This is a genomic window from Ralstonia sp. R-29, assembly GCF_049913345.1.
Classification (GTDB): domain Bacteria; phylum Pseudomonadota; class Gammaproteobacteria; order Burkholderiales; family Burkholderiaceae; genus Ralstonia.
The window spans coordinates 1,770,698-1,796,135 of sequence record NZ_CP184378.1 but is presented as its reverse complement, the minus strand read 5'-3'; the positions used below and the strand labels follow the sequence as shown (position 1 = coordinate 1,796,135).

Genomic DNA, 25,438 nt, shown 5'->3' with positions numbered 1-25,438 from the left:
CGAGTTCTGAGCTCGGCGTTCCGAGTTCCGAGCTCGGCGTTCCGAGTTCTGAGCTCGGCGCTCCGAGTTCTGAGCTCGGCGCTTCGAGTTCGGAACTCCGCGTTTGGGCTTCTGAGCTCCGGTGTGCTGGGCCTCGGAGCCCGGCGGTTGGGCCTCGGAGCTCGGTGCTCGGCAGTTTGGGCTCGGCGTTCCACCCTTTGAGACTAGAGCACGACGCTTTGCGCTCGGCGCATTGAATCTCTGACTGCGGCAGTTCGGGCTTTGGGCTCGGCGGTTGGGCCGTTGACCCTGGCGGTCGCATTCATTCTTGATCAGGGGTCGTGGGCGGAGGTTAGCTGGGTGTCGATACCCCTACGACGGTAGCTCTGGCTCGATGCAAGCCGTTGCCGGCGGGCACGGCGCAACACTCCAGGACACGGAACTTCGCCGGAAGATTTCAGCGGATGTTCACCGCCCCGTCCGGCGAAGTGAACATCGTTGACTACAGTGGCCGGTCCCGCGCTGCCTCGGCATGGCTGCCTTCACGCATCGCTTCCACCAACCCCAGAATCTTCGTCGCCTTCTCAAAGTGGTCCAAGCGATGGGTCTGAATCCACCAGGTGGCGGCCTCCATGAGAAGCTCGGGGTCGTCGTTACGGTTGGCGAAGAACGCGTAGAAGGATAGGCCGACACCCGCCCCCTTGGAACGTATCTTCTCGTGGCAGGTGGCCAACATCTTTTGCTTCAGTTCAGGCGTCATAAACCGATCTTGGTGGAGGCGAGTGCCGGGGGTGGCAGCTTACTCGCGGTGTACATCCCGGTCACGACGATGCTGGCCACAAACACCACCACGCCAATCGCCATCGATGCGACGACGCGGACTCGCTTGCCCGGGCGCAGCACTAGCACGAACACAACCAGAGGCAACTCCACCAGCACAATCAGCGCGCCGAGGATCATGACCCAGCCACCAATCGCCACCGGCGGCCCGGTACGTACCGCCGCCAGATCGATGGGGGCGAACTGCAATACATAGACGGTAAAGGCTGCGCTCATCGCAACCAAGATTCCGGTCAGAACATCGACCCAGCGAACAACGCGCGTTCTTGTCATTGCAATCCTTCCCCTGCCGCCTGCCTGGCGAGCGCCGCCCCACGCTGCGGACTGTCTTTCACCACGAGGGCATCGTAGAAATGCCCTTTCCTGTTAGCCGATCGGCGCACCGAAACGGCGGTCGCCACTGTGAGCGAACGGCGAATGCGAAGCCATTCAAACGTTCTAAGGGCTGAGTTGCGTGCGGTTGAATCGGCCAGATGGACACGCCGGCGTTTCAGATACTCCACGCGGTTTGTGGGGGAACCGGCTTCCTGCCTCCGGGCCGGTGGCGTCTGTCGTCTCCGGTCACGCCCCTTTTGTGATCATTCATAACCATGAAAAGGCCTGACGCGGGATTTATTTTACATTTGTTTTTAATATTTTAACGTTTATAGTTTTTTAACTATTAAGTTTTGCGCATTTCATTTGACATCAGAATTAACCATAATCAGATTTCAAAAATCGGAATTTGCCGCGGCATCCGCGTAAGCATAATCTCCCCCTGCAGCCAACGTTGGACCTGCAATTCATTCTCGATGCCTCGCTAAACGAAGGCAGTGCCGAGATTAACTTAGACCTTGAGAGGGGTGAGACAATGCCAGCCACGCCATGCACGATTTATTACACCGCCAATCAGCAGTTTGCGATCGGCGTCAATGACAGGATCGTAAATGCCCCTGTCGTTTTGCGCGATACCACAGCCGCGAAGGAGGAGTATTACCAGTGGATCCTCCGGGATGACAGCACGATTGCACTGCGATCGGACCCGACGCTTATTCTCGATGTTGCGAAGCTCGCCGACCTTCAGCAGTTCCATCTGAGCCTATACAACCCCTTAAGCATTTCACCCACGCAGCAGTGGAGCGACGATGGTTCCGGACGCTACCGCAACGTAGGCAATCCGAAATTCGTTATCGATAATCTGAAACGCGTGACCAAGGATGGCAACCCCATTATTGTCCACGCCGATAATGGCTCCATCGCTCAGCAGTGGACGACTAAAGATGACATGGAGCTGAAGCCGACAAGGTTCTACCTGGGTAAGACGAACTTTGCTTTTGGCGTCAAGCGACCAATATCCGGTGCGCAAGTGGTTCTGCTTGATACAAGCAAGGAGCCGCACAAGGATTACTACGAGTGGATTCAGCAGGAAGACAATACCTTCCTCCTGACTGCGGGGGGCGGCGTTCTGGTGCTGGACACCGCGAAGCTGGTGCCCCAGCAGAACTTTTTCTTGAGCGTTTATGACCCCAACAACGTCACGAAAACGCAGCAATGGATGTATGACGACAACAGCTACATCCGCAGTATTTCGCAACCCAGCCTCGTGCTCGACGACAAGGCAAGCGCGGTGACCGACGGGAACATCATCTGGACCTACGCGTTCAACGGCTCGAGCGCGCAGCAGTGGCGTCCTGTCTACGATGACAGCCTGGAGAAGAGCGCGGAGGAAGGGCAGACGCAAGTCGTGTAAGGCTCGCCCGCTCTGTTAGAGGCGCACGGCGTGGTGGGTGTTTCGACATCCGCCGCGCTGTTCTGGGCCCGCCGTGATGATTAAACCGCCGGTTGTTGTTCGGTCTCCCAATACAGCTACTGCACGCAATGCCAACTCCGCCCTCATTCAGTGGGCTTCTCGTCATTGCGATCCGTCCCCTGCCGCCTTGGAGCGACGGCGCGCTTAACACCGCCCGAAAGGTTGACCGCTGATCTGTGCGGAGCTCTCTCGTGGAGGGAGTTGTCGATCTATCCGGTTCTCGCCGAGGGTGAAACACCCCCAAAAAATGGCGATGCCGAGGAGGAAGGCTACGACCGCCCGCAAGCGGATGCCCGGCCGGCGGAGTAGCGCAAATACCACCAGCGGTATCTGGATGACTATCAGCGTAGCCGCCGCGAACAATGCCAGGCCCGCGTAGAACACCAGCGGCCCAGTCCTGACGGCAGCGAGGTCGACGTCGGCAAACAGGGCGTGCACTAGGTACACAAGGCCAACAATGGCCAGCACACCCGACAGCACCTCCACCGCCAAAAGCACACGCGAGCGACTCATCGGACGCCCTCCGCAACAATCTGCTGTGCCAGCGCCTTCCAGCGGACGGGACTGTCTTGTACGACTTGCGCGTAGTAGAAGTGTCCCTCGCCCTTACCGCCCTTGAACTGCATACCGAGCCGAGGAAGGGCTGCCACGAGATCGGCCTCGGTCATCCCCGCATAAAGAGGGTCGCCGTGTTGAGTGAGATTAATGACCACGACCCTCCGGATGTTCCTGTGGCTCTTGAGGTCTCGCAAAAACTCGCCGTCGATAGGGGAGCCGATCAAGACGAGATGGTCGATCACGACATTCGTGCGGTTGGCATACGACCAGGCCGTCTGTGCCGCCAGCAGGGAACCATAGCTGTAGCCCATCAGGTTAAATTGCTCCGCCTCGTCCGCCATGCCACTGGAAATCGTCCACTCGTCGTCATCCCGGTACCGAATGAGCAGCCCAGAACGGATGGCATCCATGATGGTGCCCCGGTCGCCGCTGTAAGTCTTGGTGGCCGAATTCGTCAGGCCGACAAAACATTGCTTGATCCCGGCATCGCGGAACGCCTGCATTTGGGGCTTGATATATGGGCCATCGAGCCCGGCACCGCCCCAGTACAGCGTCCCTCGCGGGCGCAGAAGCATGATTTTGACGGGTTCCCGATCGTCGACGGGGGTTAGTGGCAACGCGTAACTCATTCTTCGTGGTCGTTGAGGATACGGATGGAGGCCGTTTCCGCCTGGTCGGCGCGAATACGCACGGTGTGCCCCGAAGCATTGGTAATGCCTTCGGTCTCGCCGCCTGACCAACTCAGGCGGTAGCGTACTCCGGCCAGCGGCTTGCCCGTCGCTTGATTCAGCAATTGGGCGTGCTGATCGAACATGTCGGCGTGCTGTGTATGAAGCCCGGCCGCACTTCCCACGTAACCGGTTCCGGTCACATCGTCCGCTACCGTCTGATGCGCGGCCAGCGCAAGGACGCGCGGCTTCTTTGGGCACTGACACAGCACGATGTCGTTATGCCGGGCGACCGGCACGCCGTTGACCGTCTGGATCGGATGCGTTTCCCCAACGATTTTCCCGGTTGACTTGCATGCCGGGCACGTTGCCACGTCGCCCCATAGCGCCGCAGGCTTTCCATCTACGGTCATGAACGATCCGGCGCCCGCCGTGATGATTGAACCGCCGGTTGTGGTTCGGTCTCCCAATACAGCTACTGCACGCAACGCCAATTCCGCCTCCATTCAATGGGCTTGCCGATCGGCGCACCGAAACGGCGGTCGCCACTGTGAGCGAACCGCGCATGCGAAGCCATTCAAACGTTCTAAGGCCTGAGTTGCGTGCTGTTGAATCGGCCAGATCGGCCGGATAGAAGGGCATCGATCGCGCATTGACAGCGCCTGCCCGATTGCCACCCCGCCCGTCTCGGGGTCGCATTTACTGCGATTCTTTTATTTCTGTTGGTCTGCGCACGCCAGCACGCGCAGGACTTCCCACCGGTCCACATCCACCAGCACGCCCTCCAGCGTGATGAGCATGTACGCGCCAATCGCATCCAGAAACCCGGCCTGATATTCGGCGGGCTTGTCTTGGAGGTGGCGCTGGTATTCAGCCCGCAGCGCCCTGGGTTCGAACTGTCGATGCAGCTTCAGAGCCACCTGCGTGCGGCACAGAAAATCGCGGCCGCCGAGCGCGCCTTGCAGATAACAGTGATTGGTGTGCAGGTTCATCGCGCGCCTCCGCCCGGTGGGCGCGGTGTCAGCCAAGCGATGCGAGTGGGAGGTGGCGTTGCGGGGTAATGCCGGCGTGCCGTGGGTACGGCTTGGGTCGGTTGATCCATTGTCTTGCCCTCTGCTGATTGAGTGGGGAGCCACCCACCGGTGAGGGTGGGCGGGCACACGACAAGGTCTGCAATACCGACGTACTACCAAGACGGCAGGGCCGAAGCCCTCCCTGTCGGGCCCGCCCATATAGGCGAACGACGACGGCGGTAGAAACTTGAGTCTCTTCCGGGTAGTGACGTGCGAGATTGCAGTCTCGGCTGCGGTTGTTTTCGCAGCGAGGGGAGTTTAGCGGGTATCAGCACAGTAAGCCAACCCAGCAGCTTCTAGACGATGCTCTTGGTAGTTCCTCTAAATAGCTCGATATTAAAATTTTTCCCTCAAACTCCACCCTTTTCTCGAAGCTACGCTTGAGTCTTTTTTTTCCGCGTTGTTTTTTTTATTCTCTTCACTGACACATTCTTCGGCTCGACCTCCAAATCATCCTGCTTCTCGACAATAGTCAGAGAAGATCCATTCTCTCCCCCTGCGTCTATAGTCACAGCAACCGGCTCATCCTCACGCTTAGCATTGAAATCATGCCCGTAAATCTCCCGATAAGCCTCACCAAATTCATCACAACCAATAAAATCAAAAAACAATGGCCAATTATGATATGAACCTTGCTGCACCAGCTCCCCTGATTTCCCTATTTTTCGCATAATATCGGAAGCCAGCTTATAGTTTCCATTGAGGACTTCAACAGCAAGCTTAAAATCTCGCACAGAGGCGGTCCAATCGCAGGAGTTGAGACAACGGACCATGTCTTCCTCCCTGCCAGCCTTTTTGTATGCAATCGCCAAGTTGATGTGCCGAATACGAACATCGATATCTTCGGCGCCTTTACGCATTTCGTCCGCCAAAGAGAATTCCCCAACTCTGACAGCCAACTTCCAATCCCTCCTCCTCAGAGTTTCATAGACTTGGGACTGAATTGCATTGTTTGCCTCCATTTCATCACCTGGCAGAACTTTTCGCCACAAAGTAAAGACAAGCATCACAGCCACAAGCGAAAGTACGTGACAAGCACGGAAATAGTATTCCGCACCAATATCTAACTGAACCCCCGGGGCGGCGTTTTCTTCGATTTTGCACCCCTCCCTCTTGCAAACCGTAAGATACTGCTCCGTGACAACCCCACCATTGTGGGTCATCAAATTTCGACGCTGACTTATCTCGACAAACTCGCTCCATTCCGGGAACTTTCGCAACGTCTTGAAAGAGAACTTACTTTCGAGGGCCGCGAATTGCTCGATGTAACTATCCCTTCTAAATGAGTCTATCTCCTTGTCCAACATATCTTGCTTTACCGCATCAAGAGAATTGAATTGAATTAAGTCTGACAGCGAAACCTCCCGCTTAATGCTCTTTAGCAACGCCGGCTGCTTTGTATAGAGAATTGTTAGAAGATGCCCCATAAATGCATCAAACTCGCTGAACAACCCAATAAAAAGACTCCTCTCCACGATTCTCAGCATTCCGGCACTACGGATACGCTCGAATTGCTTAATAGCATCTATTACCGCCACACGCTCCCGCACGTCTTCCGGAATTATTACATCGTAACTTTTCTTATCCGCCGAATTATTTGGATCTGCGTATTTCTTGAAGACATCTTTACAGGCGGAAACTTTGTCCTTTATGTGATTTCCGACTGCCACAATTGCAATTGTGGCGGCTCTACGCATCTCATCTACACGAGTAATAAAATCAGCGCTAAGCTTCTCAAGAGGATGCAAATCCTTAACTTCCACATCAGAGTTAGAGGATTCGTCACCGGAATCGGATAGATTATTCTGTGGGTGGCTTTGAGTTGGCGGGTCAATCGCTCCGCTGCCTTCTTCAAGATTCTCTGATTTGCAGTCTTCATCCTTCATACGCTCGCCCCCTATATATTGATTCTCACTGGTTTCACAGAAGTGCTTGACACGAGAACCTCGCGCTACCACCTCTGGCAGAGAACGAAAAGGTGCTCGCAAAGAAAAGCCGGCGCAGAACTTCTAGCCCAGCCCAAGGACAACACTAACTAAGCGGAACGCCCCATCTGCAACGTATACCGACACCCCTTCCAATAATTACTACACCCCCAAAACGCCCCACTCCTCCCATTCCGCGCCACCAACTTCACCCCACAAGCCGGGCACGAGGGCGTTCGGTAATCCCCCTCAAACACCCTCGCCAGCAGCGCGGCCTGCTTGTCTTCGCCGAGCGCGCGGATGCGCTCAAGCACCGCCGGTCCGTCCAATAGCTGGATACCGGCAAGCTCGGAAAACTCCTGCACCGGGTTGCCGACATAACCCGACAAAGACCAAAACACGCCCCGCCTGACCTTGTGCGCCAGCATGGAGCCGCCCAGCGCCCGCACCTGTTCCACCTTCACGGGCTTGGACCAAGCCTTGCACTGGACCACCGCCACGGGCGCGTCCAGGCCGGCCTTGTACAGCGTGGCGTCAATGCCGCCGTCCGGGCCGTGCGGCACCGTCTTCACCGTGAACCCCATCTGCTCGTAGTACTGCACGCACAGCAGCTCGAACCGCTTCCACTCCAGCGATTGGATGGCCTCCAGCGTCCAGCGCTGGGGCGCGGCGGCTTGGGCCGGCGCGGTGGCTGGCGCGGGTGGGGTGGGTTCGCGTGCGGGGTTGGGCGTGTTGCTGCCTGCGGCGTTGCGGGCGGGCCGGGGCGGCGCCTTGGGCAGGCGGGCCCGCGCGGCTGGTTCGGTACGCGTGGGGCCGAGCCGGGCATCGGCCTGTTGGCTGCGCTCACGCAAGTACGACAGCACGGCAAAGAAGGCGAGCAGCAGCGCGGGCATCCACGCCAGCCCGCGCATCAGCATGGCGATGCCGGTGAGCAACGGATTGGCCCCGAGTGCCGCCGGGAGGATGTTGTGCAACACCACATAGCTGGCCAGTGCGCCAATCGCCAGCATCCACCACGGCAGCGCCAACAGCAGATCGCCCGTGGAGGGTTGTTTCTTTCTCCTACGCCCCATTTACTGCCCCACCTTTATCTTTTTAGATATTTTGGCTTAGGCGATTTTTTCGATAATCAAAATTTAACCGGCTCGCCCGCCATTTGTGGGAAACAGCATAGGTGATGGGGCCCCATTCCGCCCGCCCCAATTAGTGGGGTATCGACAGGGTTTTTGATTTGAATGGGGTGGAAAACAAACGCCAGTCAAGCGTTCTTCTGATTATGAAAATCAGAATTTAATATGAAGCATCACGGCCAGCCGCGTTGGAGCACGGCCGGCGACTCGGCATCCTGCAGATGCCGGGTACGTTTCCTTAGTGCTCGGTACCGTGCTGGCTACCGCCAACCGGCGCAGTGCTGCTTGCCTCCTGGCTCCGCTGCCGCCATTCGGACCACAACAGCCCTTTCCCGCCCGGATTTGCCCGAGCGTATTCATGGAATGCATTCAGGAATTCAAGCCGGTCTTCCTGCAGAGCCATTTTGTAGGGCTTGTCGGCGTTGATCGTTGACATCTGATAGTCATAACTGAACACGGCCTGGCGCTTGATGATGTCTTGGGCGGGCAACCGCGTTGCGTTATGAAGCATGTCGTACAGCGTCATGAACGTTGTCGTGCGTCCACGGCCGCCAAGACAGTGAACGTGGATTCCCGCGCCTTCGGGCATCTCGCGGACAACCTTGAGGAAGCGATCGACCTCTTCCCGGCGGGGGCGGCTATGGTCGGTAACGGTCAGTCGACGATAGTTGGCTCCGGCGCCTTCCACCAACTCGCGTTCACTGACCACCTCCGGCCGCTTCAGCACGATGCGATGCGGCTCCGCCACCCCTTTTCTGAGATCAAGCGACCTGACCACCGAGATCTCATCCTGCTGCTGCAGCTTCGTAATCAGGTCCGCCTCGCTGCGCAGTACTTCTTCATGGGATAGCCCGACGTTGGCCCAGTCTCGACGGCCGCGCAACGTGATGGGATGCCCGCTGGCAATGGCATGCGATTCCTCGCGCAGGTCGACGAAGTAGAGGGTTGGGGTGCCCATCGCCGCCATAATCCGCTGGACTTGGCCTTTTGACGAGATGCCTTCGCTTCCTGACAGGCGCAGGGTGTGCATTCCCGTTGTGTTGATGGAAGCCGGCAGGCCCCCGAGGTCGTTCGTGCAGCGGAAGAACGACAGCGCGCTCGCGTCGGCCTTGGGGGTGCGATCGTATGCCAGCACTGGCGACGTTTCTCGCTTGGGAATCGACAGTCGAAGGGTGGGGATTCCGGGCCCGACGGGGCCACTGGTGTCTTCGAACATGGCCTCGTCGGCTGACGCCGCGGCCGCATGGCTGGCTTCGGCGGTCGATGGGCTCGCCGGACGCTTTTTTCGCGGTTGCAAATCGAGTTCGGGCGATGCGGACCGCTTCCTCTCATGCGTTGGCGAGTGCGAGGTTGAGGTGGGCGACGACGCTGGGCTTCTTGCGTCTTCAGTCGTGTCAACGTGTGCCGCCGCCGGGGGAGTACGGGAAGAGATGGATGTCATTGATCGTTTCGTTCCGTCTGAGGTGTGGAAAGTCGTCCGTTCGACCCCAGTCCGCTGGACCCAGGTCGCGGCTCGATCGAGGTGGCGCTTTCTTGGAAAAGACGAGCGATGGGCGAAGCAGTCTCTTCGGAATGGCGGCGGCAATCGTCGGTAGCGCCGAAAAATGGGCACGTTCAGCGAAAATGCCGTGCCGGCCAGCCATTATGTGGACGCTACGCGGTAGTGGTATGCGTGGGCATCGGCAAAACCGAGCGAGCGGTAAAGGCCGCGCGTATGGCTGTATCGGGCGATGCTCAATTTGGCGCTACACGTTTTCGATGAAGAAAAATCGCCGCCGATATACGATCAGCCCGTGATTGCCCCCTTAAAACCATTACCTATGCGAATCGCCGCCCTCTCCGATATTCACGGCAACCTGGCCGCGCTGAATGCGGTACTGGAAGACCTACAAACCCAAGCCGTCGATTTGATCGTGAACCTCGGCGATATTGCGTCGGGGCCGCTGCAGCCGCGCGAAACCGTCGACGTATTGACGGCGCTGAACTTGCCGACCATCCGTGGCAACCATGACCGGCAAGTCCTGGAGGGCGAGCCCGCGCGCATGGGGCCGTCCGATCAATACGCGTTTGGGCAGTTACGGGCGGATCAGCTAGCGTGGTTTGCCAGCCTGCCGGAGCAGCAGACCATCGAAGACGATGTGCTGCTCGTCCATGGCTCTGCCGAGAGCGACCTGACGTATTTTTTGGAGACGATTACCGAATACGGCTGCCGCGCAGCCACGCATGACGAAGTGCTGTCACGCGCCACCCACGCCGACGCCAAGCTCGTGCTCTGCGGCCATACCCATGTGCCGCGGGCGATGACGCTGGCGGACGGTCGCCTGATCGTCAACCCAGGCAGCGTCGGCCTGCAGGCGTATCGCGATGAACATCCGATTCCGCATCAGATTGAAATGCACAGCCCGCATGCGCGCTATGCGATTGTGACCAAGCAGGTGAACACGTGGGCCGTGGAGTTTCGTGCGGTGGAGTACGCGTGGGATGAGGCGGCGGCGGTTGCTGAAGCGCACGGGCGTGCGGATTGGGCGGTTTGGTTGCGTACGGGGCGGATGGAGGCGTAGCGCGCTATGCAGACATGCGCTTTACCACCGCACGGCGAATCCACGTTTGCCGGAATGGGCGATATCGAATTGACCACGCCCGACGGCCTCCACCAAATACGGCTGCCTTACGAAGGAGAGCCGCCCCATGGAGATTCCTATCACGCCATCTGGATCGACGGCGTTCGCGCGCCCGGCCACGCTTGGGGCTGCCAGTTTGCTTGCACGGCGGACTCGCGCTTTCTGGCAATGAGCTGGATGGCCACTCGGTTTGAGCGCAAGACAGCCGTATTCGACGTGGTGGAAAGGCGGTATTTTGTGCTGCCTTTCTACATGAGCAACTTTCGCTTTTGCTGGCCGTGCCTGGAGGGGGCGGCGCCTTCGTCAGAAGGTCATTCCTACACATTCGATGGTGCCGAAACCTGGCACACCTACTAACTGGTGCAAACCCAATATGCGTCTCTATCAAAAACTCTTTGTCGCGCTTGGGCTTCTGGCGCTGCTCGCTGGCTGTGACCAGAAAGCAATGCTGGATAAGTTCACCCCCAAAGAAGAAGCCGCCATCGCGCAGCGCGTGCTGTCTGATGTGATCGCCAAGAATTTCAGCGCGGTGGACAGCCAGTTGGATCCGAGCCTCCAGACACCCGCCACGCGCGATGCGCTTGGGAAGATGGCCGACGCGTTCCCTGCCGCGCAGCCCGCAGCGGTCAACATCGTCGGCGCGGAAACGCGCACCTTCAACGGCGCTACCACCTACAACCTCACCTACGAATACGCGTACCCCAACGCATGGCTGCTTGCCAATGTCATGTTGCAGCGTAAGGATGGTCAGCTCCGCATCATTGGCCTGCACGCGTATCCCGAAAAGCAATCGCTGGGCGAAACCAATGCCTTCCGGTTTGCGGGCAAGAGCTTCACGCATTACGCCGTGCTTGGACTGGCGATTGCGATTGCATTGTTCGTCATTTATGCGCTGGTGGTCTGCTTCCGAACACCGATTGCCAAACGCAAGTGGCTGTGGCTGCTGTTTGTGGCGCTTGGCTTCGTGCAGTTTTTCTTCAACTGGACGGACGGCTCGTTCACCATCCGGCCGCTCAGCATCGCCTTCCTGGCATCCGGCTTCTATCGCGCCGGGCCGTATGCACCGATCATCCTCAGTTCCAGCATCCCGGTTGGGGCGATTGTGTTTTTGCTGCGTCGGCGTGCGTTGGTTGCCCGTCATAGTGGGGCGGTCGCCACCGTACAAGAATCAACCTGACACCAAAGCATTCGCGCGTATCAAGAGCTACACCTCATAACAAAACGTTCTGAACCCACATGAGGCTCTATAAGAAATCCCTCCTCGCACTGCTGTGCGCAGTCTCCGCAGTGTCTTACGCCGCGGATGCCACACCATCCGCACCAAACGCGGCGCCAACCAAGCCATCAAAGAAGCGCAAGAAGTGCGATTGCGCCTCCCAAAATGAAGCGGCTGCCCGCAAAGCGCTTGTGTCGAAGGGACTCGATCCGAATTCAGCACAAGGACAAGTCATATTGCGGTTCGCCCAGAAGCTGGCTGACGACCCGAAACTAAGCAAACGCGTGCTTGACTCAGGAGAAAACGGGCCGTCCCGATGGGGAGCCAAGCTCTCTCCCGAAGAGCGGTTGCGCTTCCTGCAGCTGATGAAGGCGTCGGTGACAGCCACGCCCGGTGACTGCAAGGCGTTCCTCGACTCGCAGAAGGAGCAAGTAGACGCCGCTCAGTACCTGCCGCAGCTGTCGCCACAAGCGCTTCAGAGTGCGATCGACATGACTGAAATCGCGATCCGGCACGAAGCGTCCGACGACGACACGAGCGACGGCGGCTCGATTGCAGAGCGATTCGAAACCCACAAATTTCTGCTTTCCGGGCTGAAGGAGCGCCTGAGCGACCAAGCCAAACCGGAGCCGGACCGGTGCGAACGCATTGGTTTGCTGGTCGATCAGGTCAGCGCAGCGGCCGAACCGATGCAAAGTCGCGCCTCGCTTGCTCTGCTTCACATTCTGGAATATCAACCATCCGCCCCGCTCCAAGTATTGCGCCAGCCGGAAACCTATTTGAACGAGGCATTTGACGAGCGCGTGTTGCCTGAATCGATTCGCCGCGCCTTGCCGCCTGACGGCAGTCATCCACTTCCTTTCAAACGTGCCGTCTTCGATGTGGAATGGGTCAACAAGGCGGAGCCAGCGAGTTCGCAGCGCCTCACTGGCACGATCATCAATCGGCGCAACAACGGGGTCGTCGCTTCGATCTTCGCCCCTGTAACGCCAAACAAGGAAGCCGACTGGACGATATTCTCCCTGGCCTACGGCACCGCGAGGCTGCGCTCACATCTCGTCGATCCGGCAATCACCGCGTCTCAAACCAATCTTCAGGACGCTGCCGCCCTGGTCGAGGCCAACGGGCCGTTCAGGGAAGGCGCAACGCTGCGCATCCCCATGCCCCAGCCAGATGCAAGAGGGGAGAAGGAGCGCGAGTGCACTGTCGGGCGTGAGCGACCCGCATCAACGGTCTTCGACAAGCTGACCGGTTCCGCCATCGACCTGCATTGCAAGCAAACTTCGTCGGAAGGCGTAGTGACGCAGCTCCATGATGTATGGCTCACGGACTATCACCTCGATATGGGCCTGTCGGCAGAGAACCAGTACGGCAAGATCGAGACGGTGATCCATGGTGTGACGGTCGAATAGCGCGATGTGCAGACATACCGAGCCTTGTCCTATTTCATGACAAGGCGGACCTAACCCGCTGTCTTTCCCGTGAAGGCGGAAACCCAACGCAGTCAATGCCACTGGGTCCCACCTTCGCGGGGAAAAAAACGTTAGACGCTGTCCTGAATTCGACGTCTTCGGGTCACCAATTCCCCATCAGATACAGCAAGGATAGGAGCGTTGCGGGCACCGAGTCTTAGCAAGCACCGGTGCCCGCACGGTACGCCCAACCTAGACCGCGACAGCCTCGTCCTGGGTGCTAGGTTCCGCAGGTGCCGTCGAGGTATCGCTCGCGAGGACCGAGAACGAGGGCGCCGCCGCAGCCGCGTCGCCGTCGGTCACAGACACCATGTAGTTGTCCCACGCTTGCGCATCGCCACTCGATGTTGTTAGCGCGCGATAGTAGAGCTTGTCGTTCGACGACAACGCAGCCCATGCATCGGCAGACAGCGTGTACGTCGGATCGGTCATGCGCGCTTGCGCGTTCGAGTCGTTCCACGAGGCATAGAAGTTCGACGATTGACGCGCACTGCTATTGCCGAACAGCGCGGGGTCGGCCGCCAGCTCCACCGCGTAGTAGCGATTCGATCCTGTCGTTATCTGAAACGTTGGCGGCTGCCCGCCACGCTGGACTGAACTCGGCCCGGCGATCGTCGGCGCGACCTGCTGCGTGCCTTGCTGTTGCGACGTATCGCCAGCGCCGCCGCTAGTTCCTGTGCTGTTGCTCGTGGTGGTGCCAGTGGCGGTACCTGCCGTGCTCACGATCGTCAGCGGCCGCGCGGCGGTAAACACAGGATCATCGGGCCCGACCGTGAAGTAGTTCGGCGTCTGCGTTGCGGGCATCAGCGCAACGATCGCCTTGTGGAACTGCGGCAGGTTCCCCGCGAACGACCCGCTGTTCCAGACGTTCAAGAGTTTCTCGGTGAACAGGCCGTTTTTCTGCCCATCCTGCGACACCTGATTATCCTGACACCCAGAGATCAGAATGACAGAGGCTGTCGGCTCTGCGCGCGCCGTCGCCCATTGCCGCGCCTGGTATGCCTCCAGGTTGCTGTTGTAGACGTGCAGCGCAAGCTCGGATGGAATCGCGCGCCCGAGCAGCGGCGCGAAGTTCTCGGGGGCATTGCGCGTGGCACGCCCCTCCGTGATCGCCGCGCCATACACGATATTGAACGCCTGGGCCGCCGGATCGTTGGCGTGCCGAGCCACGCCGCGCAGCGGCATCGACGTTGGCGCGCTCAGGAACGGCAGGTTGTTCGTCACGATCAGATCGCGGATCACCGTGCCGCTATGGCAACTGTCCGAATAGACTTCGACGCGCACGCCGCTGGCGAACTGACTCCACAGGTTATAGAGCTCGTGCCCAAGCACCATGCGGTCGTAGGCCACCCAGGTGTCGTCCATGCCGTCGGGCGAATCACCGGTCGGGTCTGGCACGCGGCCGCCGTGTCCGGAGTAACTGATCAGGAACGTGTCGCCCGATTTCAATGTCCGCGCAGCCTGGCCGATCGCGGTCAGGATTGCATCGGCAGTGGCCGCTTCCGTGATCAGCTGCGTTGGCGTGAAACCTTGCGCCACGGCAATCGCCTGCATTGCGTTGGCATCGTTGACGCAGCCAGCGAGGGTGCCTGCCCAGCCGTTGTACTTCGACGCATCGACGCTATTCAGGCCGATGTGCAGTGAGAGTCCTTGTCCCATGACGGATTGCTCCTTTCGTTGTCAACACATCACAAGCGGTCAGCTGTGATGCCGATTACCGCGCCTTGGCTCAGATTCCAGTCGTACCAGGCGGTTTCTGTCGTCCCATTCGCCGTTGTCTTCACGAGCATGAACTGCAGCGCCTGCTGCGCGAGATAGTTCGTGATCGGCAGCGTGAACGTGACCGTCGCTACAGCGGCTTCCGCCAACGCGGTCTCCTCCACTTGATCGCCCGCCTTTAGCTTCGAGCGCACGGTCAGCGTCCTGAGTTGGTGGTTGGCGAAGTTCACCTGATTGATGAACGTCGCCGTCACCGTGACGTTCTCGATGAAGATGTCGACTTCGTCGATGGTCATCGCCGATGCGAGCCGGGCTTCGGCAACCACCGTGGCCGTGCCCGCGGAAGCCTGGACGGGCATCGATGCACCGGGCGCAAGCACGCTGTTGACGGCCGAGACAACAACGTTGCCGTTCGCGTCGATCGCCGCCGCATCCAGCACGTTGACGGGCTGCTGCGTGCGGTTGGTCAGCTGCCATTGGCCTTGAACTGCCTGCGCGACGACCGGCCCGGTGTCCGCCGGCCCAACGACATCGCCGGACAGGCTCGCGGCAGCGGTGAGCACCGTGCCATCCGGCAGCGTGAAGGTGACGCTTCCATCCACGCCATTGCGCTCGATCGCGGTCGTCAGGATGGCGGCGTCCGTCATCGACATCGACATCGTGACGGTGAAGGCATCCACGGCAGCCAGCCACTCGGGCGTCGCGACGCCGTCGGGCACCGCCCACGCGTGGGTGATCGACGCGCCGACGAACGGATCGGTTGGCAACACGATGCTCGGCACGACAGTGGCCGGCACCTGATCGCGCAGGGCGCGGCGCAGCAGCGCCATCTGGTAGGCAGACACGTCGGCAACGAGGGTCGCCGCAATGAAGTAGCGGTCCTTGGTCGGGTCGGGGTCGAGCACGCCATACACCATCAGCATGGGCCGGTACGCCTTGTCTGCATCGAGCGCGGAGTACCTGCCGACACGATATGTGGTGGGCATCACGAGAAAGCGCCCAGGCTGCTGCAGCGAGCGATAGACACGGTAGGCGGGATCACGCAATGCGTCGATCTCCGCGAATGCCTTGGTCGACGTCTCGCCGAGCCGAAACGCGTCCTGGCAGCCGACAGAGGTGAGCTGGCCGTTCGCGCCCTGCTGCGCGTATTGCGCACCGTACTGCGCGCAGGGAAAGGCCAGATCGACCACGTTCTCGCGCACGATCGAACGTGTCATCAAGCGTCTTCGGACGGGAACCTGCGGCGCCATGATCGGTGCCGGCGGCAAGAAATGGACGATGCCCGGTGCGAGATGCACATGGCTCGTCGCAGGCGACACCGCAGCAACGGGATGCAAGCTGGCCGCCGCGATGGACGCCGCAGCCACGCTGCGCTCCTGCGCGTCGCGGTTCGGCGCCTCGACGTGGTACTGCACGGACGCGGTGGGCCCGACGACGGTCAGCTCCTGTGCCACGACGTACGGCCTGTCGATGACGCGGGGCAGCTGCATGCGGCTGGGCACGACCGCTGTTTCGACGAGCTTGCCGCCGCCGACGATCTCCACGTCCAAGCCGACGGACACGTTCTGATAGGCCGCAAACGTGTAGTCGATGACGAGCCGTGCAGCGGTGCCGCCACCGCCGGCGGGATACGCGAGCGCGCTGTAGGCAAGCCGCGCCCAATCATCAAGCAGCGCGATCGAAACGACGAGCGTATTGCCGTTCTGCGCCACGGTGCCCGGAAAGCGCTGCACCGATTGCGCCTCTGCACCGCTCTGCCGGTAGGTGAGTTCGAGTGCCGCGCTGAGGCCGCCCAGCGGCACCGGCTGCTGCGATAGATTCGGCAGCGACGCGACCGACGCCGTCGTGGCGGCCGGCACTTGCGCAGCGAGGGTGACGCGCAGCGTCGCCGAGATGCCCGGCTTCAATCCTCCTGGCCCAATCGTCGCGCCCGTCGCCGCGTACACAAACGCGAACGGTGCGGTGGCCGGGTCGTCGCGCGGCGTGGGCATGACCAGCGCGAACGTCGGCGCATACCAGTAGAGGTTGGCGTCGAGCGCGTCCTTCCAATAGACGCCGGCGGGCTGGTCAACCAGAGGCAGGTGCTGGCTAGGGGCGTCACCGTCGTCGGATGTCGGGGTGACGGGGAAACGGGCATCGGCCAGAAGCCAAAACTGCGTGTGGTCGTCAATGCGTGTGCCGTGCGCCAACGCACCGCCCGGGATCAGGGCAGCAGCCGGCGTGTGGACAGCGGCCGGCGCCATGACTTGCGGGATCGCCACGAACTGATGCGCCATCGCGACCATCGCCATGCCCGCCCTTGCGTCGCGTGACGCCGGGCCGTCGCCGGTCTTCAGATTGCCGGCAAGCCACGGCGCCGGCCGCGTCGTCCCGTCGGCTTGCGTGATGACAAGCGACACGTAATCCCGTCGGTCGAGCCCGTCGAGCACGCCGCCGAGCAGCCGGTCGAGCGTGATCTCGGTGATCGGTACCGGGTGGGGTACTTCGACTCTCGCGCCAACACGCAGCGACGACGGTGCGCCGTCCAATGCGTGCAGCACGTCCAACGCCTCGTGCGCGCCCAGGTATGTGCCAAGCGAAACGCGATCGGCGCGACCCAGCAGCGCGAAGGCGCGGTAGACATGCTGTCTGTTGCGCAGGAACGCTTCACCCGTGCGAATGAACAAGGCAGCGCACGGCTCGCGCAGCCGTTGTTCTGCGAATGCGAGCGCATCGGCACCGGCGCAGAGCGTACAGACCAGCGCCAACGACCCGCCCACGACAAGCGGTGCAATCGACTCGTCCGCCGGCGTTGGCGCGCGAGCCAGCACCAGCGTCAGCGCCACACGCGGCCGGCCTGCCCCGTCGCGGGCCAGGCCAAGGCTCTCGCGGATGCAGCGGCAGGGCTCCCCGTCGGTAGGATGCACGAGGAGCCGCTCGCCCGATGGGCCGATCAGGCGGCTCCAGCCCAGACTCGAGCCCGGTGTCGCCGGCGGCGCGCGGTGAACCAACATGGGTCCGCTCTCAGGCGCTCTTTGCTGGCAGGAACGAGTCGAACGTCACATGGTCGTCGACGCTCTCGCTGGCCGCGCGCGATGCGGTACCCGTCTGTGGCGGCGCACTGCTCCACCCTGAGACGTCACCATATCCACGCGACTGACCACCCTGCCCCTGCGCCCCCGCCCGAACCGAGGTGGGCGGCGGTACCGCGTGCAGCGGCGTCGACGGCGGCTTGGCCGGCGTACTCCCTGGCATGCCGCCCGGTTGCGCTTGCGTCGGTGCGAAGGCCGTCAGCGGTACGTCCTTGGTCACCACGTTCGGATCATCCGGTGTGGGCACCGTGATCATCAGGCCGCCGCTGCCACCGGTCGAGATCGGCGTCTGCATCGACCACTGCTGGCCGTGGCTGAAGAGGGAGCCTTTCACGATCACGCGCACTGAATACTCGAATTTCGGCACAAAGCCCTTCTGCCCGGTGTAGACGAGCCAATACCGGGGCTGATCCTGGTCGTCGTACTTAAACGTGAACTTCACGGGATCGCGATCCTTGCCATCGTCGCGTTTGCCGAGCGCGCGCAGCGTGACCTCGACATACTGCGTGTTGTCGGTCAGCGTCGTGCCAAGGCAAATCGGCCCCACCGCCAGCGTTCCGGCTTCCTCGACGCGCACTTCGACGGTGATGTTGTTGTCGGGCGTGCCGACATCGGTCGGGTCGAGATCGACGATGCTTTTTTCGACCTGCACCCGCACGAACGGGTTTTCGAGCTCGCTGGGTGGCTCGGAGAAGTGGATCTGCCGCTTGAGAAAGAGCTTGTCGGGCGTCCAGCCGGCGGGCGGATTCGCGACGTCGGTCGTCTGCTTCATCGCGACGGCCGTGTTCCATTGCGCGTTCGGGCCGTCTGCCGGGCCGAAGACGTGCCCATCCCACTCGAGCGTGCCGCGCGCATTCGGGTATCCCGTCTGGACGGAGATGAATGCGACAGGCTCGCCGATCCACTTCTGCGCCGGGTCGGGCCAGTTCACGACAGGCTTCACGATCCGCGACACCTTGCGGTCCCAGTCGGTCAGGTCGACGTTCGTGAAGTAGACCTTCTCCTTCGACGGGTCGGCCTTGATCGCGTCGGCAATGCCATCGAGCGTGCCGTTGACCTGATACGGCTGCAGGTACGCCATTTCCTTCGTCTCGTGATACTCGAGATGCAGATGCGTTTTCTGCTGCCGGATCTTCAACGCACCGCCGAATCCGCCGAAGACGCCACCGAGCAGCCCACTGCTCGCTTCCGCGGGCTGTTCGTTGAACGGCGCGGGGTCGAAGATCACTTGCTTGGCGGCGTCCATGAACTTGTTGAAGATCAAGTCACTGCGCTTGTCCATGTACTCCTGCAACTGCTGTGCACCAGGCAGCGATTGGTCAATGAACGTATGCACTTCAATGTCGCCGCTTTCCCGCAAGCTGTCGAACTGCACCTTGACGTCGGCGCTCCAGATGAGACCGCCGGCATGCGCAGCGGCGGAAAAATGCTGTTGGATGCGGTCCCAGTCGCCGACGATGTCGATCGTCATCATCGGGCTGACGACACGCACCTGCATGTTCTCGGTCACGAACATCGGGGCCGTGCCCATGTGGAAGCCGTTGTAGGCGATGGCCGCCGGAATGCTGCCGAGCAGCGCGCTGAATGGCTTGTCGGCGTTGGGGTCGATTGTGCCTTTGCCTTGCCCATCGAGCCGCACGTACATCGGGTCGATGTTGGAACCACGGTAGCTTGCGGGCACGCTGCGGGGCATCGCGCGCGAGGGCGGCGCCGAGCGTAGCTGCGCGATCACTGGCGCGGCGCCGGCGACGCCACTCTTGCCTGGTGTCGCGGCTGGCACGCCGCCGTCCGCGCCCGGCAGCGTGTTCGAGAGCACGCAGTTGTTGTCGACGATGGGCACGAAGATGAACTGCGGCGTGAGCCGGCTCGTATAAGCCCAGAGCGGGTTGCTGTTGTTGCGCACGAACTCGGTCAATTGCTGATGCGCCTCGTTGAGCACCTCCGCTGGCGGTGCGGCCACGGTCGAGAACGTCAGGAGACCACCGGCCACTTCGTTGTCGTCGCTCGATTCGCCGACGGTGGTGCCGTGCGAGCGGATACCAACGAAATGCACCATCCCGAACTTGTAGTCGCCGTTGTCCTTTTTCGCCAGCGTGACCTGCTCGGGAAGCCAGTAGTAGATCGGCGCTTGTCCTGCACGCTGGAGCATTTCGTTGTGAGCATCGGGCCAATAGCTGATCGTATGCCCCGACTTCGTGATGACCTGGTTGCCCGCGGCAAAGAGCGGTCCTATCGGTGTAGCCATGTTTTGACTCCTCGTGGGATTCGTCAGTGATGGATCCAGGACTCGACTTGCACGGGCAGGAGGACTCCCGCATCGGCGAACTGGAATTGAGGAAGAGACCGCTTCGCGTGGGCGTTAATCCGATCACAGCTGATAGCCATGGCTCCACTCCCTTGCACCGCCCAGCAAAAGCGACCTACGCAGGATCGTCGGCAACGGGTTTCAGTCCGTTGCTCTGACGCCTAATTGGTCAAGTGCGTGCAACACCCGGTGCGCTGGCTGGCCGCGCGGCGCGACCAGCATTTATTGATGCGACGCCAACAACGCTCCGCCTGCGCAGCGTCGCAGTCTTGTCATTTCAAGGAGGGCCGTCAGGTCCTGGCGCGGTGTCATCTCGACTGCCATTCCGCCGCGCAGAGGTTCCGGTGCGACACGATTTCGACACCGCCCTGACATCGTTTCAAACTGCCCCCCGTGATGTGTACCCACAGCGTAGAAGACGGCACGGGAAGCGCAATAGCGTTGTGCTTAACTCTGACTTGCTCAGAAATTCACTATCGGCTGCTGTACAGAAACCCTGTGCGACCAGGCAACCGTTTGCCGCAAGAACGCTGACTGTTCAACCATCTCTAAGCTCAAGTTTCTTCATCGATCCATAGGATTGAACGCTGGCCGGCTCGGCAACGACAGGGGTACGACGGCCTGCACTGCCGGCGGTCTGGCGGGCTTCTGAATGATGAAGACAGAACTCTGCCACGCTGGTTGGCAACACTGCGCGGGCGCGCCATCGTTGAGTCTTGGTTGCAGCAGATCTAGGGGCGCGCGTTTTGCCCCCAGCCCCTAAGCATCCGAATCACTATCCGTATCGTGTTCAAACGTCAGCCGGTTCTTGCGTGAACGTGTGATGGACGTGCCAATGCCGGCCTGCACCTGGCGATCAATGTTTTCGTCGCGATCAAACCCCATGCGGCCGGCCCGCGTCAGCCACGCCGGCCCGCGATGCACTTCGGGCTTGGCGTCAAGTTCATCCGCGCAACTGCTGCAAGGCCGCATCGTGCCGGCGAGCTGCTCGGTCTCTACGCGCGTGCCGGATTCGCTGACCATGTGGTCATTGATGCGGCGTTCGGCATGTAGATCAACGGGGTACGTGCGCGACGGCACCTCAAAGCGGCGCTCGGCAATCGCGGCCAGCACGGCATCTGAAGCGGCGCCGAGGTGCGGGTCCGAAGCCAGGTCCATGCGATTCAACAACTTGGCCTGATGGCGGGCGAGGCGGTCTTGGTTGTCGACGTGTGGCGGCGCCGGCGCCGCAAGCAACCGTGCAAATTCGGCCGATGCCAGGAAACGGCGAATGCTCTCATTGACGGTCGTGACGTTGGACGACACGACGATGGTGCGGCGGCTCGCGTCGAAATGGCATTGCACCTCCACGCTTTTCGGAAAGCGCTGCCGCAGCATGGAGCTGAGCCAGCGCAGCGGCTGGCGCTGTCGGTCGGGTTCGTAGCTGCGTGGTGCGTGCACGAGCTCCCGGTTGGTTCGATAGATCGCAGAGAGCCGGTTGCGGACGTTGGGGCCGGGGTCCACCGTGTTGGGCTTGACGATCAGCACGCGGTCCGGGGCATGTCCGGCACCCCCTATCTGCAGCGCTTTCATGGTGGGCCGTGCGCTTGTGCTTGCGTTTGCAGCAGCCGCCACTGAGCCCGACGGTACATCGGCGGCGCCCTCGATCTGCCCGCGCAGGCGTTCCAGCAATCGGCCCAGGCGCGCGGAAGCATGGGTATCGACACCCTCCAGCATCTGCTCGATCACGGGCCGGTCACGCACCGCGCCGCGCTCGTCGAGCAGTGCCCGGACCCACGCGCGCGATACGCCAATCTCTTGCGCGACAGCAAACATAGCCGCGTTGGGCTGCTGTTCATCGCGCATCCGTCGGGCCACCTCAGCCACTTGATGCAAGTGGTTGCCCACGCGGTGGAGAAAGTCATCGGCCGTAATGCCGACCTTGGCCAGGGTGGGGTCTTCCGGCGCGGCCGGGGCCTGCGGTGGTGCCGGTAGCAAGGCGGCCTGATCCGCATGGCCCAGCGCCCGCAGTGCGTTGCCTAGTGCTTGAGCGTGCTCGGCATAGCCTGGCATGTCGGCAATCTTGTCGAGCTGTTTGAGCCGGTTGTCCGGCGCGATATGCACTGCCAGCGAGGTCGCTGCGACGCCAAGCGTGAGCGCGGTGGCACCGCGTGGCGCTTTCGGGTCGGCGGCGATTTTGGCGAGAAACTGGGCGATGGTGCCGGCCCCGATTTCCTGCGCGCGGGTCGCTTCAAGCGGCATGGCGGCGGCCGTTTCTGCGTGGCCGAGTTCGTTGAGCAATCGCACGATCTCGTCGCGCTCTTCCGCATAACCGGGCAGGCGCGACACGTTGGTGGCCGGCTTGCGCAGGCGCCCATCGGCGTTGACCCAGGCCAGCACATGGTCCTTCTTCGCATCGACAAGGTCATACAACGCCCCTTTGAGCGACGGGTCGTCGCGCCGGCCTTCCGCCTTCGCTTGCGCGCGTTGGCGGATCACGCGCAGGCAGGCAACCAGCATGTGCGCATCAAAAACGGTGCGCGCCGCTGCAGGTTCGGGAAGCCGCGCATCCTGGCCGATCACGCCCAGCTGCCGCAACTGCGTTTCGATGCGCCCACGCCAGTCGGCGTAGTCCGGCAGTTTGGCGAGCCGGCTGGCGAGGTCTTCGCGTTGCCAGGAGGGGGGCGACTGCCAGCGTGCCAGGGTCTTGTCGGACACCGGCTTGCCCGCCAGCCTGTCCGCCAGCAGTTCGTGCACGCGTTGGGCGGTCAATGTCTGCCGCTCACGGCCCACGTTGGCGGCAGGGCCCAGGGCTGCCAACGCATCGGCCTGTTCACCGTGGCCCAGGCGCCGTAGCGAGGCGGTGATGGCATCGGCGTGCGCCTCGAAGTCGGGAAATGCCCGCACGCGGTCCTCCTGCCGGAGCGCGCCGCCCGGCGCAAGGTAGTGGGTCATCGCAGAGGAGTCCAGATCCGCGCCGATCGACACCAGCGGGCGCATCGGGTCATCCGCAAGCATCTTGAGCGCGGCTGCAATCAACGCTGCGCTCATCTTGGTTGGCTTGCGGGCCGGGGCACCGCTGGAGGAGGCGGCCGCGCTTGAGGTGCCCACCTCCAATCGCGGCCGCTTGTTGGGCACGGCGGAGTGCGGTGCGGCAGTGCGTCTGATGGAGCCCGCGGGCGCCGGGCCGCGTCGTGCCAGCGCGAGCGGCGCATCCGCCGGCCGCTGGCGCCCCACTGTCGGCACCTGCTGGCGCGCGGGTGGCGGTGCCCCATCGCCCGGCGAGGACGGGGGCGAATGATGTTCGACTTTGCCGATGCTGCGGACCATGACAGGGCGCTCAGAAAAACTTGGGGGTGATTGACCTCCCACGCTATCGATGCGCACGCCCAGGCCGGACACGCTTGGCGAAATGCTGCGTGCATGGGCGAAGCCAGCACAACCCTGTCGCACAGACGAATAGCCAGCCTACCGGTGCGGCCACAGGTAGCAGTACGCCTGACCACCCTCAAGGTTCGGTCCGACCGAGCCGTCTTCGGCAATCTTCTTGACCCAGCCATTCGGATCTTGCGGCGTTGGCGTATCGCCGCAATTGTTGTGGACCCAATGGATGCCGCCCTCGAACGGCAGGCCACACACCTCCAGCGCATCGCCCACGGCGATGGTATTCAACGGCGCAGGCACCGTCTTGGCGTTCTTGCGGTAGCCCTGCGCAAAGACGTTGTCGATGGCGACGTCGTAGTCGTTGCCGTCGGTATCGCCGCGCAGGGTCAAATGGGTGTGAGACAGCTCCACGCCGTTACGGTACATCCCGTGCTTGAAGCGCGGCGGCGTGGTGACATGGCCGATCAGCAACGTGCCCGAGGCCGCCTGGCAGTCCTGCGCCTCATCGGCAAACGCACCCACCGCAGGCAAGGCAAGCGCGAGAAGCAGGGCCGCAAAACGGCACGGCCTGACGGCATGGCCACAGCGCGCATGCGGTCGAGAAAATCGTTCAAACAACATGACGTGTCCTCCCAGGCACCTTGTGTTCGTTGTCACTGCATAGCGCAGTATTTATTGCTGATCACGCCGTTTGCAACAAAACTTCTTGCCATCTGATCTGAATTAATTTCACTCCCTAAACGATCTAAATCAATCGTTCGAAATACTATGGTAAACCGCGCCTTTGATTTAAATCTTTGCGCAAATAATAGGGTGTATTTTTTTCAGCGATCACTTTTTTAAAGCAGATCGATAACATTGTGTAGGAGGCAGCAAATGAGCGGATTGGAAGCCATGGTTTCTGCCATGGAAAATCTGGTGGGTGTTCGCGATACCGGCGGACATGACGTCAACAAAATCACGCAGTGGTATGGCATGAATGGCGAGCCGTGGTGCGACATGACCATCACTTACGCGGCGTATCACTCAGGCAATGCGGACCCGGTGTGCTTTGGCGGCCGGTTTGCCTACACCCCGGCACACGCGCAGGCGTTCCAGGCGCATGGCCAGTGGCACCCCGTGGATCACGGCGTTGCGGCATCCGGCATCCGCCGCGGCGACATCATTTTCTTCGAGTGGTCGGGTGGAAAATCGATCGCAAAGATCGACCACGTGGGCTTGGTGACGGACGTATCCGGCGACGTCGTACACACCATCGAGGGCAACTACGACCACATGTGTGGCCGCTTCAACCGGACAGCGCATGACATTGTGGGCTTTGGTCGGCCGGCTTATGCCGCCAGCACGCCGACCAAGCCGGTCAAGCCACCGCTGCCGCCCGTGGTTCCAGCCAAAGACGAACCATTTCCCGGCGCCGATTTCTTTAAGACCGGCAGAAAGAGCCCCATCATTGCGGCCATGCATGCTCGCTTAATCGCGGTGGGCTGCAATAACTACAAAAGCAATTTGAACGAGGACACGTGGGGCACGGGCGATCAGGCGTCCTACGCCGCTTGGCAGCGCAAGATCGGCTATTCCGGTAAGGATGCTGACGGGATTCCCGGCAAGGCTTCGTGGGATGCGCTACACGTACCCAAAGTCTGAGAGGCAACGCGCATCGTAAAAAGGGCCGAGGCTCGATCGAGCCCCGGCCCTCCATTGCGGACTAC

The 25,438-nt window shown here is 61.2% G+C and carries 20 protein-coding genes; 6 read left to right on the top strand and 14 right to left on the bottom strand.

The features are described from left to right. Positions 1 to 481 precede the first annotated feature (481 nt). Both ACN9M1_RS25225 and ACN9M1_RS25220 read right to left on the bottom strand, forming a co-directional pair. Positions 482 to 739, bottom strand: coding sequence for a DUF6500 family protein (locus tag ACN9M1_RS25225; RefSeq protein ID WP_426399592.1), 258 nt, complete (start codon positions 737 to 739; stop codon positions 482 to 484). Beyond that, a complete protein-coding gene (locus ACN9M1_RS25220; RefSeq protein ID WP_426399591.1) occupies positions 736 to 1,092 on the bottom strand; it encodes a hypothetical protein in 357 nt (118 codons plus the stop codon). The genes ACN9M1_RS25225 and ACN9M1_RS25220 overlap by 4 nt, the downstream gene beginning before the upstream one ends. Positions 1,093 to 1,588: 496 nt before the next feature. Between ACN9M1_RS25220 and ACN9M1_RS25215 the strand changes: the two genes are divergently transcribed. Continuing rightward, positions 1,589 to 2,548 carry a hypothetical protein gene (locus ACN9M1_RS25215; RefSeq protein WP_426399590.1) on the top strand — a complete coding sequence of 320 codons (960 nt, stop codon included), beginning with the start codon at positions 1,589 to 1,591 and terminating at the stop codon, positions 2,546 to 2,548. Positions 2,549 to 2,752: 204 nt separating this feature from the next. Here the strand turns inward: ACN9M1_RS25215 and ACN9M1_RS25210 are convergent, their stop codons facing one another. From ACN9M1_RS25210 to ACN9M1_RS25180, 7 genes are all read right to left on the bottom strand, one after another. Beyond that, positions 2,753 to 3,121: a hypothetical protein gene (locus tag ACN9M1_RS25210; RefSeq protein WP_426399589.1), complete on the bottom strand. Its 369-nt coding sequence runs from the start codon at positions 3,119 to 3,121 to the stop codon at positions 2,753 to 2,755. Next, positions 3,118 to 3,795, bottom strand: coding sequence for a hypothetical protein (locus ACN9M1_RS25205; protein ID WP_426399588.1), 678 nt, complete (start codon positions 3,793 to 3,795; stop codon positions 3,118 to 3,120). The genes ACN9M1_RS25210 and ACN9M1_RS25205 overlap by 4 nt, the downstream gene beginning before the upstream one ends. Beyond that, positions 3,792 to 4,340, bottom strand: coding sequence for a PAAR domain-containing protein (locus tag ACN9M1_RS25200; protein WP_426399587.1), 549 nt, complete (start codon positions 4,338 to 4,340; stop codon positions 3,792 to 3,794). Before ACN9M1_RS25200 ends, ACN9M1_RS25205 begins: the two co-directional genes overlap by 4 nt. A 207-nt stretch (positions 4,341 to 4,547) precedes the next feature. Continuing rightward, a complete protein-coding gene (locus ACN9M1_RS25195; RefSeq protein ID WP_426399586.1) occupies positions 4,548 to 4,826 on the bottom strand; it encodes a hypothetical protein in 279 nt (92 codons plus the stop codon). A 455-nt stretch (positions 4,827 to 5,281) separates the two neighbouring features. Further along, on the bottom strand, positions 5,282 to 6,793 hold the full coding sequence (locus ACN9M1_RS25190) for a hypothetical protein (protein ID WP_426399585.1): 1,512 nt from the start codon (positions 6,791 to 6,793) through the stop codon (positions 5,282 to 5,284). Positions 6,794 to 6,942: 149 nt separating this feature from the next. After that, a complete protein-coding gene (locus tag ACN9M1_RS25185; RefSeq protein WP_426399584.1) occupies positions 6,943 to 7,905 on the bottom strand; it encodes a restriction endonuclease in 963 nt (320 codons plus the stop codon). Between the two features lie 295 nt (positions 7,906 to 8,200). Next, the gene (locus ACN9M1_RS25180; RefSeq protein ID WP_426399583.1) at positions 8,201 to 9,178 is read right to left on the bottom strand and encodes a phosphatase; all 978 of its coding nucleotides are present in this window, start codon (positions 9,176 to 9,178) and stop codon (positions 8,201 to 8,203) included. 604 nt (positions 9,179 to 9,782) lie between these two features. Here ACN9M1_RS25180 and ACN9M1_RS25175 point away from each other — a divergent pair. From ACN9M1_RS25175 to ACN9M1_RS25160, 4 genes are read left to right on the top strand one after another with little or no spacing between them, the layout of a single operon-like run. Beyond that, complete coding sequence (locus ACN9M1_RS25175) at positions 9,783 to 10,523, top strand: metallophosphoesterase family protein (RefSeq protein ID WP_426399582.1); 741 nt, start codon at positions 9,783 to 9,785, stop codon at positions 10,521 to 10,523. A 54-nt stretch (positions 10,524 to 10,577) separates the two neighbouring features. Beyond that, complete coding sequence (locus ACN9M1_RS25170; protein ID WP_426399581.1) at positions 10,578 to 10,940, top strand: hypothetical protein; 363 nt, start codon at positions 10,578 to 10,580, stop codon at positions 10,938 to 10,940. Next, positions 10,912 to 11,760 carry a hypothetical protein gene (locus ACN9M1_RS25165; RefSeq protein ID WP_426399580.1) on the top strand — a complete coding sequence of 283 codons (849 nt, stop codon included), beginning with the start codon at positions 10,912 to 10,914 and terminating at the stop codon, positions 11,758 to 11,760. Before ACN9M1_RS25170 ends, ACN9M1_RS25165 begins: the two co-directional genes overlap by 29 nt. A gap of 59 nt (positions 11,761 to 11,819) precedes the next feature. Then, complete coding sequence (locus ACN9M1_RS25160; protein WP_426399579.1) at positions 11,820 to 13,211, top strand: hypothetical protein; 1,392 nt, start codon at positions 11,820 to 11,822, stop codon at positions 13,209 to 13,211. Between the two features lie 252 nt (positions 13,212 to 13,463). Here ACN9M1_RS25160 and ACN9M1_RS25155 read toward each other — a convergent pair whose 3' ends face one another. The 5 genes from ACN9M1_RS25155 to ACN9M1_RS25135 all read right to left on the bottom strand — a co-directional run bounded on the left by ACN9M1_RS25155 (position 13,464) and on the right by ACN9M1_RS25135 (position 24,350). Further along, complete coding sequence (locus ACN9M1_RS25155; RefSeq protein ID WP_426399578.1) at positions 13,464 to 14,930, bottom strand: caspase family protein; 1,467 nt, start codon at positions 14,928 to 14,930, stop codon at positions 13,464 to 13,466. Between the two features lie 29 nt (positions 14,931 to 14,959). Next, complete coding sequence (locus tag ACN9M1_RS25150; protein ID WP_426399577.1) at positions 14,960 to 17,983, bottom strand: hypothetical protein; 3,024 nt, start codon at positions 17,981 to 17,983, stop codon at positions 14,960 to 14,962. Positions 17,984 to 17,993: 10 nt separating this feature from the next. Continuing rightward, on the bottom strand, positions 17,994 to 20,306 hold the full coding sequence (locus tag ACN9M1_RS25145; RefSeq protein WP_426399576.1) for a hypothetical protein: 2,313 nt from the start codon (positions 20,304 to 20,306) through the stop codon (positions 17,994 to 17,996). Between the two features lie 819 nt (positions 20,307 to 21,125). Beyond that, a complete protein-coding gene (locus ACN9M1_RS25140) occupies positions 21,126 to 23,675 on the bottom strand; it encodes a hypothetical protein (protein WP_426399575.1) in 2,550 nt (849 codons plus the stop codon). A gap of 138 nt (positions 23,676 to 23,813) precedes the next feature. Next, a complete protein-coding gene (locus tag ACN9M1_RS25135) occupies positions 23,814 to 24,350 on the bottom strand; it encodes a hypothetical protein (RefSeq protein ID WP_426399574.1) in 537 nt (178 codons plus the stop codon). A gap of 255 nt (positions 24,351 to 24,605) precedes the next feature. On the opposite strand from ACN9M1_RS25135, the gene ACN9M1_RS25130 reads away from it, so the two are divergent. Beyond that, positions 24,606 to 25,373: a peptidoglycan-binding protein gene (locus ACN9M1_RS25130; protein ID WP_426399573.1), complete on the top strand. Its 768-nt coding sequence runs from the start codon at positions 24,606 to 24,608 to the stop codon at positions 25,371 to 25,373. Positions 25,374 to 25,438 lie beyond the last annotated feature (65 nt).